Here is an 8,062-nt window from a genome sequence, read left to right as displayed (position 1 = left end):
TGGTCGAATGTTCAACACGCCCTAGTCTACTTTTATCATTTATCAGACATATCGCTATTGGCTTTCTGATTTAATGTGCTATCTTTTTCTAGGTTTACATTAGTATCGGACTGTTCGGTGACAGTAGCACCTTCTGCCAAATAACTGCCGGTCGTCAGTTGCATTGTCGCTTGCGTATCCTCTGCCGTACGGCTGCGGGCTTTGTCCAAGCTCGATGCGAATGCACCGCGTATCAGCTGCCACATAAAACCGATAAACAAACCGATGACCAGTACCACCAATATTGGCAACATATTGGCAATCGCGCCTGCAAAGTCCTTCATCATAACAGCGTAGACGACGCTGATACTGGCTGGTGCAATCTCACTAGAGTCACCAAGCGCTGCGCCTGGCGCCAATAACACTGCAAACAGTATCATCCAACTCATACCGCCCAGTGGTTTTGGCAATATGCGAGCGACTAGCAACCATAACACCAACACCAAAATAGAGCCACCAAGATACGCATACATTGGCAAATCGGCGGGCGGTACATCTTTCACCATTTGGCCCCACCAAATAGCAATCTCACCGAGAATGTCACTAATAGATTCTAATGGTAAGCTGTGCAAAATATTTTTTAACCAATCCATACGTGTTTCACTACCTGCGTTTATCACCGTTGACACGTTATGTGCCTAGCAGTGTATGGTGCGTTCTGTCGTACCAAAATAAGATCAAATACATAATCGATGCACACATCAATGTGCGTTTCTATCTGTATTTTTTTATGTGGATGTCATGGGGTGTCAGTTTATCACGACTTTCTACCCAAATGCATGTGACCAAATGTGTCATGAGTGTTTTGTCCATAGCATTGTAAAGACCATTCTCTCAATCACCTTGCCACAACCGTCTTACCAATAAGCGTACCAATCGTCAATGTTATCTAGTGGTAAAATGTATCTAGTCGTAGATATTGTCTTGCGCTTCACGAGCGCGTAGCTCTGCTTGGCGGCGCATGACATCTTGTGGTGGCATCTGCACAAAATAACCTTGGGACGCTAGCTTTGCCAGTACCTCTTCTTTATCAACACGCGCCAGAGTGGGCGTCGCCGCCAGATCTAGGTGCATGACAAACTTGCTACGGCCCAACCCTGCACGAAAGTCTTTTGGCAGTACGCCAAGCCAATCTTTGATCTCATCGGTATCATCAGGATATTCAGGGCGCGCAATATATACATACATGTCGTCATGTTTGGGAAATTTATAAATATCGCAATGCATAAAAACCACCTATCAGAAACTATGGTCGTAGGTTAGCATATTTCAGGCAAACACCAGTAGTCGCTTTGCGTGTTGCTATGGTAATTTTTGCGCCCATACATCATTTTATTGATTCTCAAAACGGCTGATAGAGATAAAAAACACCATCTTGCTAAGCGTCTTTGGTGAGCAAATGTCCTAGTGAGCAAACATTTTTGCCAAATTTATTTGTTTTAATGGTGGTGATGACTTGTAAAAGCGCTTTGAAACTTTCATAATAAAAGCGTTTTTCAGGAGAGAGTCTGTCGGCACAGATTTTGTATCAAACCCTATTGGTGATACAAACTGACAACTGCCATACGACCACCGAAGGCGCATCCACCCTGCCAATCGCTCAGGTAAAAGGACTGAAAAACACATGTCACTGTTGTTTGGTAGTGTTTGCTAGCATCACGCTCATAGCGCTCTACTTTATCAAACGTCAGACATAACAAATCTGGAGAGTGGTAAGTACGGACGACGTCTTACCCACCGAAGGGGAGAAAATACGCTATCATCAACCGCAGGTTTTAAATAACTGCTCGTAAACGATGGTTCGTATTGAAAATCTCAGGTCACAGGACAGATAGGGCTTTAGCTTAAACCGACGTTCAGCGTCTGTTTGGCCTACGTCTTTATCTTTGCTTTCTGTGTCACCCTTTGATGTAATATTGCGCCTTGCAATATTGCTTCTCGCTACTTTTACGTTGCACACCACTCTACTCTGCCGAGTACGACTGATGTACACATAAGGATTTGTTATGACTGATACCCACTCTCAAGACTCTAGCAGCACTAAAACCCCTAAGCGCACCCCTTTTTACCAGTCTCATCTTGATAGTGAGGGCAAACTGGTCGATTTTTCTGGTTGGGAATTGCCAATTCATTACGGTTCACAAATCGAAGAGCACGACGCGGTACGGACAGATGCCGGTATGTTTGATGTCTCACATATGGTTGTCACAGATATCAAAGGCGCAGATACTAAAGCATGGCTCCAAAAACTACTCGCAAATGATGTCAACAAACTCACTACCGCTGGTAAAGCGCTGTACTCTGGTATGCTCAATGAGCAAGGCGGCGTCATCGATGATTTGATCGTCTATCTGATGAATGCAGAGGAAACTGAGTACCGTATCGTCTCTAACGCAGCCACTCGTGACAAAGACTTAGCACAGTTTAATAAAGTCGCTGAAGGCTTTGATATTACGATTACCGAGCGTCCTGAGCTTGCCATGCTTGCCGTTCAAGGGCCAAATGCTATTGAGAAACTGGCTCAAGCCAAACCAAACTGGGCAGATACCTTAGCTGGGCTAAAACCTTTCGTTGGTGCTGACTTGACCGATATCGAAGGCACCGATTGGTTTGTGGCTCGTACTGGCTATACTGGTGAAGATGGCGTCGAAGTCATTATGCATGCCGATGATGCCCCCGCTTTTTTTGAGCAGCTAAAAGCAAATGGCATCAAACCTGCCGGTCTTGGCGCACGTGATACCTTGCGTATGGAAGCGGGCATGAACCTTTACGGTCATGACATGGACGAGACCATCAGCCCTTACGAGTGCAACATGGGCTGGACGCTTGCACTAAAAGACGATCGTGCCTTTGTCGGTCGTGACGCTTTGGTCAGCAAACGCAAGCAGGCAAAAGAAGACAACACTGCCATGAAGCAAGTAGGTCTGCTATTGACCACGCGCGGCGTATTGCGTGAAGGCATGACGGTGACTATCAATCAGGGCACTGACAATGAGCAAACTGGTATTATCACCAGTGGTACATTCTCCCCTAGCCTAAAAAACTCCATCGCGATTGCCCGCGTACCTGCCAGCTTATCAGAAGATGATCACGTACAGGTCGATCTACGCGGCAAAGGTAAATTCGTTGATGTACGCGTATTAAAGCTGCCTTTTGTCCGTAACGGCAAGCAACAGTTTGACTCTTAGGTCTTATAAATCTTATTATTAGAGCGCGTTGTCGTTTTAGACATAATGATAAAAACGACGACACGCCCAGCCTCCATTATTTTTGTTAATTAACCTCTATCATTTAGGAGAGAGACCATGAGCAACATCCCAGCAGAGCTAAAATATATTGCGAGTCACGAGTGGCTACGCTTAGAAGACGACGGTACGATCACTGTTGGTATCACTGACCATGCTCAAGACCTATTGGGTGATGTGGTGTTCGTTGAACTACCAGATGTGGGCGATATTATCGCTGTTGACGACGAAATCTCAGTTGTTGAATCAGTAAAAGCCGCCTCTGACGTATACGCGCCTATCTCAGGCGAAGTCATCGCTATCAACGAAGCACTAGAAGATGATCCTGAAATCATCAACTCTGATCCATATGGTGAAGGCTGGTTCTTTAAAGTGAAGCCTGACAACATCGCTGACTATGAAGCACTGATGACCGCTGACGAATACGAAAGCGAATTATAATAATCGCCCTTAGTTTAGCAGAAAGACAGTAGCTAAACCAAAATAGCAGCCAAACTTGTAGATACTGGCAAAAGCGGGTATCTACATCTCCTATTTGATACCCCTTTCTTATCAGCAGGGTTGATTCATAGATGACGCCTTTGATAACAAAGCAGCTTTATATATAGACCACCAAAAACCATTATCGTCCGATGTTATTGCTCTCAAGCGTTATCTCATTGACTCGTATTGATCACCTATTCGAATCCCAATGAATACGTACTATCAATAACGACGCAAACTGATAACCCAATTCTCAGCATGGATCCTAATATGAATGCCAACACCGATAATAAAGACCCCATCGCCACACCAAACCATACGCCGCAGCTACAAGCCTTTCGCGATATCGTAGAATCACGCCGTTCCGTGCGCCGTTTTACTGACACGCCCATCCCTGACGACGTACTGGCAGACTGTCTGCGTTTGGCCATGCTAGCACCAAACTCTAGCAACTTACAGCCGTGGGAGTTTTATGTTATCGATGATGCTGACAATCGCAAACAGGCGATCAAAAACTGTATGAACCAAAACGCGGCAAAAACATCGGCGCGCTTAATCGCTATCGTTGCTCGCACTGATATCTGGCATGAGCATGCTCAGCAAATATTGCGCGAGTATCCCGATCAGCCAGTACCAAAAAAAGTCAAAGACTACTATAACAAAGTCGTCACGCTGGACTTTTTGCGCGGTCCTGCCAATGTGATATCCGCTGCCAAATGGGGCGCCACTCAAGTCGTCAGACGCGTCAAAGGCCCTCTCAAATCGCCTTACTATACTTTTGAAGACACCAAAAACTGGGCAACCAATAACACCGCCCTTGCCGCCGAAAACCTAATGTTGGCACTACGTGCTCATGGTTTTGATAGCTGTCCTATGGGCGGCTTTGATGAGCCTGCCATGAAAGCGTTGCTCAATCTTAGCGACGACCATCATATCGTGATGATGATTGGCGCAGGCGAGCGTGCTGACAATGGCGTTTACAACACCCAATTCCGCTTTGATCAAAAACAGTTTGTGCATTACGTATAACGTACCGCTCATATTATTCCCTTAATTGCTATTTTGTTTATTACTCCCTTAACCAAGGATTGTCATGACTATCTCTCAAAACCCATCGTTTGATACCTTTCAAGGATTGTTCAACGAAGCTGAATTTGTCTATCGCCACTTAGGTTCGAACGAAACCAAGCAAGCTGACCTACTCAGCGCTGTTGGTTATAAAGATATGCAAAGCTTTATCAATGACACTGTGCCTGAGCCAGTACGTTTGCACAAAGAATTGGATTTGCCAGTGGCGATGAGTGAGCATGCGGCACTTGCCAAACTACGCACGATGGCAGATGACATCACTGTTAACAAAAGCTATATCGGTCAAGGCTACTCTCCTGTTCGTATGCCTGCCGTCATTCAGCGCAACGTCCTTGAAAATCCAGGCTGGTATACCGCTTATACGCCTTACCAAGCAGAAATCGCTCAAGGTCGTTTGGAGGCATTGCTGAACTTCCAACAAGTATGTATCGATTTGACTGGTCTTGAATTAGCTGGTGCGTCATTACTTGATGAAGCAACGGCAGCGGCAGAAGCAATGGCGATGTCAAAGCGTGTGAGTAAAAGCAAATCAACACAGTATTTCGTCGATGAGCGTGTCTATCCACAAACGCTAGATGTCATCAATACTCGTGCTAAATACTTTGGTTGGGACGTGGTCGTGGGTGATTTTGAGACGGCTAAATCTGGCGACTATTTCGGCGCGCTATTCCAGTATGTTGGCGTAGAAGGCGACGTTAAAGACTTAACAGACGTCATCGCGGCCGTAAAAGAAAACAAGACTTACGTCAGTGTCGTCAGTGACATCATGAGCTTGGTGTTATTAAAATCACCAGCCGACATGGGTGCGGACGTAGCGCTAGGTAGCACACAGCGTTTCGGTATTCCAATGGGCTTTGGTGGCCCACATGCTGCTTACTTTGCGTTCTCTGATAAAGCAAAACGCTCAGCGCCTGGTCGTATCATTGGCGTATCTAAAGACGCACAGGGCAATACCGCATTACGTATGGCGCTACAGACGCGTGAGCAGCATATCCGCCGCGAAAAAGCCAACTCAAACATCTGTACTTCGCAGGTATTGCTCGCCAATCTCGCTGGTATGTACGCGGTATATCATGGTCCAAGTGGCGTGAAGCGTATTGCGACTCGTATCCATGCGTTTGCCACCGCCTTTGCTGATGCCATCACAGCAGCGAATGACAGCAGCTTAAGCGTGGTACACGATCAATTCTTCGATACAGTCGTGGTTGATTGTGGTTCAGAGAAGCTAGCTACGCAAATCTTTAAAAATGCAGACAACGTTGGCTACAACTTATGGCGTCTAAGCGACACCAAATTGAGCGTTGCTTTTAGTGAAACTAGCGATCAGCAAGATTTCAAAATCTTGACTCAGCTATTCGTCAACAAGTCACACGATCTACCTGAAACCGCTCGCGTCTCTCTCGATAGCGCGCATCTGCGTACAGATGATATCTTGTCACATCCAGTATTCAACTCGCATCATACCGAGCATGAAATGCTGCGTTATCTCAAGTCGCTTGAAGATAAAGATCTAGCGATGAACCGCAGCATGATTTCACTAGGCAGCTGCACCATGAAGCTCAACGCCACCAGTGAAATGCTACCGATTACTTGGCCTGAGTTTGCTAATGTGCATCCTTTTGCACCGCGTGACCAAGTCACAGGCTATATCGCGATGATCGATAGCTTACAAGATCAATTAAAAGCCATCACTGGGTTTGATGATGTCTCTATGCAGCCAAACTCTGGCGCTTCTGGTGAATATGCTGGTCTGCTCGCGATTCGCCGTTATCACGCGTCGCTAGGTGAGAACGATCGCGATGTTTGCCTCATTCCAATGTCAGCGCACGGTACCAACCCTGCTACTGCCATGATGATGGGTATGAAAGTCGTCGTGGTCAAAACCGATGAAAACGGCAACGTTGATATTGAGGATTTAACCGCCAAGTGTGAAGAGCACAGCGAGCGTTTGGGCGCTTTAATGATCACCTACCCATCGACTCATGGCGTGTTTGAAGAAGGCATTCGCCATATTTGTGATTTGATCCACAAGCATGGTGGTCAGGTCTATATGGATGGCGCCAACATGAATGCTCAGGTAGGCATGATGCAACCTGCAGACGTGGGTGCTGATGTGCTACACATGAACTTGCACAAAACCTTCTGTATCCCGCATGGCGGCGGTGGTCCAGGTATGGGTCCTATCGGTATGAAGGCACATCTGGCACCATTCATGGCAAACCATACGCTAAGCCCTGTGCATAACGCGCAAAAAGACTGCTCAGCGGTATCGGCTGCGCCTTATGGTTCAGCGAGCATCTTGCCGATCTCGTGGATGTATATCGCTATGATGGGCCGCGATGGCCTACTAAAAGCGACCGAGCTTGCCTTGCTAAACGCCAACTATGTAGCCGCCCAGCTAAAAGACCACTACCCTGTATTATATACAGGCAAAAATGGCCGCGTGGCTCACGAATGTATCATTGATATTCGTCCGTTAAAAGAAGAAACTGGCATCACTGAAAGCGATATTGCTAAGCGCTTGATGGATTACGGTTTTCACTCACCAACGATGAGCTTCCCAGTCGCAGGTACACTGATGATTGAGCCAACAGAGTCTGAGTCTGTCGAGGAGTTGGATCGCTTTATCAGTGCGCTGAAATCTATCAAAGCTGAAGCGATGAAAGCAAAAGCGGGTGAAGACAACTGGACGCTAGAAGACAATCCACTGGTCAATGCACCGCATACCGCCGCTATGATTACTGGTGAAGAATGGACGCATCCATACAGCCGTGAGACTGCTGCATTCCCACTGCCTTACATCCGTGCAAACAAGTTCTGGCCAAGTGTGGCACGCGTCGATGATGCGTACGGTGACAAGAACCTTATGTGTTCTTGCCCAAGTATCGAAAACTATATGTAATGATCATTTTCGATAACTGCTCGTTTATTTTATAAAAAACCGCCAAATCAGTCGCTGATTTGGCGGTTTTGTTTTATGCGTGCATTGTTAAATTTTTACACTATTAATGAGACTTAACCGCCCAACCATCCTTTATTCAAACCACAGTCTATCCAGTTGAGCTTTATATTTTCACCTGTCAGGATTCCTTTAGGATAAGTAAATGCTCCGCCACCAAGATAAAGCGCATCGCCAATCTTATAAGGTTTCCCTTCAAATAGTAATACTTCCTGAGCGTCATCCAACGAAAAAGACGTATCCGCTA

Annotated in this window: 7 protein-coding genes and 2 riboswitches; of the genes, 4 read left to right on the top strand and 3 right to left on the bottom strand. The window is 46.2% G+C overall.

Annotated features, from left to right (window positions below; translation table 11 throughout):
* Positions 1-35: 35 nt before the first annotated feature.
* Both AS194_RS12595 and AS194_RS12590 read right to left on the bottom strand, forming a co-directional pair.
* Positions 36-668, bottom strand: a complete 633-nt coding sequence (locus tag AS194_RS12595; RefSeq protein WP_227511655.1) for a hypothetical protein — start codon at positions 666-668, stop codon at positions 36-38.
* A gap of 277 nt (positions 669-945) precedes the next feature.
* Positions 946-1,266, bottom strand: coding sequence for a YcgL domain-containing protein (locus AS194_RS12590; RefSeq protein WP_058025835.1), 321 nt, complete (start codon positions 1,264-1,266; stop codon positions 946-948).
* A 260-nt stretch (positions 1,267-1,526) separates the two neighbouring features.
* A riboswitch (glycine riboswitch) is annotated at positions 1,527-1,665 on the top strand.
* A 66-nt stretch (positions 1,666-1,731) separates the two neighbouring features.
* Positions 1,732-1,880, top strand: a riboswitch (glycine riboswitch).
* A 165-nt stretch (positions 1,881-2,045) separates the two neighbouring features.
* Between AS194_RS12590 and gcvT the strand changes: the two genes are divergently transcribed.
* From gcvT to gcvP, 4 genes are all read left to right on the top strand, one after another.
* On the top strand, positions 2,046-3,227 hold the full coding sequence (gcvT, locus tag AS194_RS12585) for a glycine cleavage system aminomethyltransferase GcvT (RefSeq protein WP_058025834.1): 1,182 nt from the start codon (positions 2,046-2,048) through the stop codon (positions 3,225-3,227).
* A 117-nt stretch (positions 3,228-3,344) separates the two neighbouring features.
* The gene (gene gcvH, locus AS194_RS12580) at positions 3,345-3,725 is read left to right on the top strand and encodes a glycine cleavage system protein GcvH (protein WP_058025832.1); all 381 of its coding nucleotides are present in this window, start codon (positions 3,345-3,347) and stop codon (positions 3,723-3,725) included.
* A 312-nt stretch (positions 3,726-4,037) separates the two neighbouring features.
* Positions 4,038-4,796 carry a nitroreductase family protein gene (locus AS194_RS12575; RefSeq protein WP_058025831.1) on the top strand — a complete coding sequence of 253 codons (759 nt, stop codon included), beginning with the start codon at positions 4,038-4,040 and terminating at the stop codon, positions 4,794-4,796.
* 64 nt (positions 4,797-4,860) lie between these two features.
* Positions 4,861-7,758 (top strand): aminomethyl-transferring glycine dehydrogenase, encoded by a 2,898-nt coding sequence (gcvP, locus tag AS194_RS12570; protein WP_058025829.1) that lies wholly within the window; start codon positions 4,861-4,863, stop codon positions 7,756-7,758.
* A 113-nt stretch (positions 7,759-7,871) separates the two neighbouring features.
* Here gcvP and AS194_RS13735 read toward each other — a convergent pair.
* The coding region (locus AS194_RS13735; protein WP_161808418.1) for a hypothetical protein at positions 7,872-8,062 on the bottom strand (191 nt) is incomplete at its 5' end.

The organism is Psychrobacter piscatorii, from assembly GCF_001444505.1.
Taxonomy (GTDB): domain Bacteria; phylum Pseudomonadota; class Gammaproteobacteria; order Pseudomonadales; family Moraxellaceae; genus Psychrobacter; species Psychrobacter piscatorii_B.
This window is presented reverse-complemented; position numbering and strand designations above follow the sequence as displayed.

Coding starts and splice junctions, on each gene's coding strand:
- AS194_RS12590 (WP_058025835.1), bottom strand. CDS start 1,266: ATGCATTGCGATATTTATAAATTTCCCAAACATGACGACATGTATGTA.
- gcvT (WP_058025834.1), top strand. CDS start 2,046: ATGACTGATACCCACTCTCAAGACTCTAGCAGCACTAAAACCCCTAAG.
- gcvH (WP_058025832.1), top strand. CDS start 3,345: ATGAGCAACATCCCAGCAGAGCTAAAATATATTGCGAGTCACGAGTGG.
- AS194_RS12575 (WP_058025831.1), top strand. CDS start 4,038: ATGAATGCCAACACCGATAATAAAGACCCCATCGCCACACCAAACCAT.
- gcvP (WP_058025829.1), top strand. CDS start 4,861: ATGACTATCTCTCAAAACCCATCGTTTGATACCTTTCAAGGATTGTTC.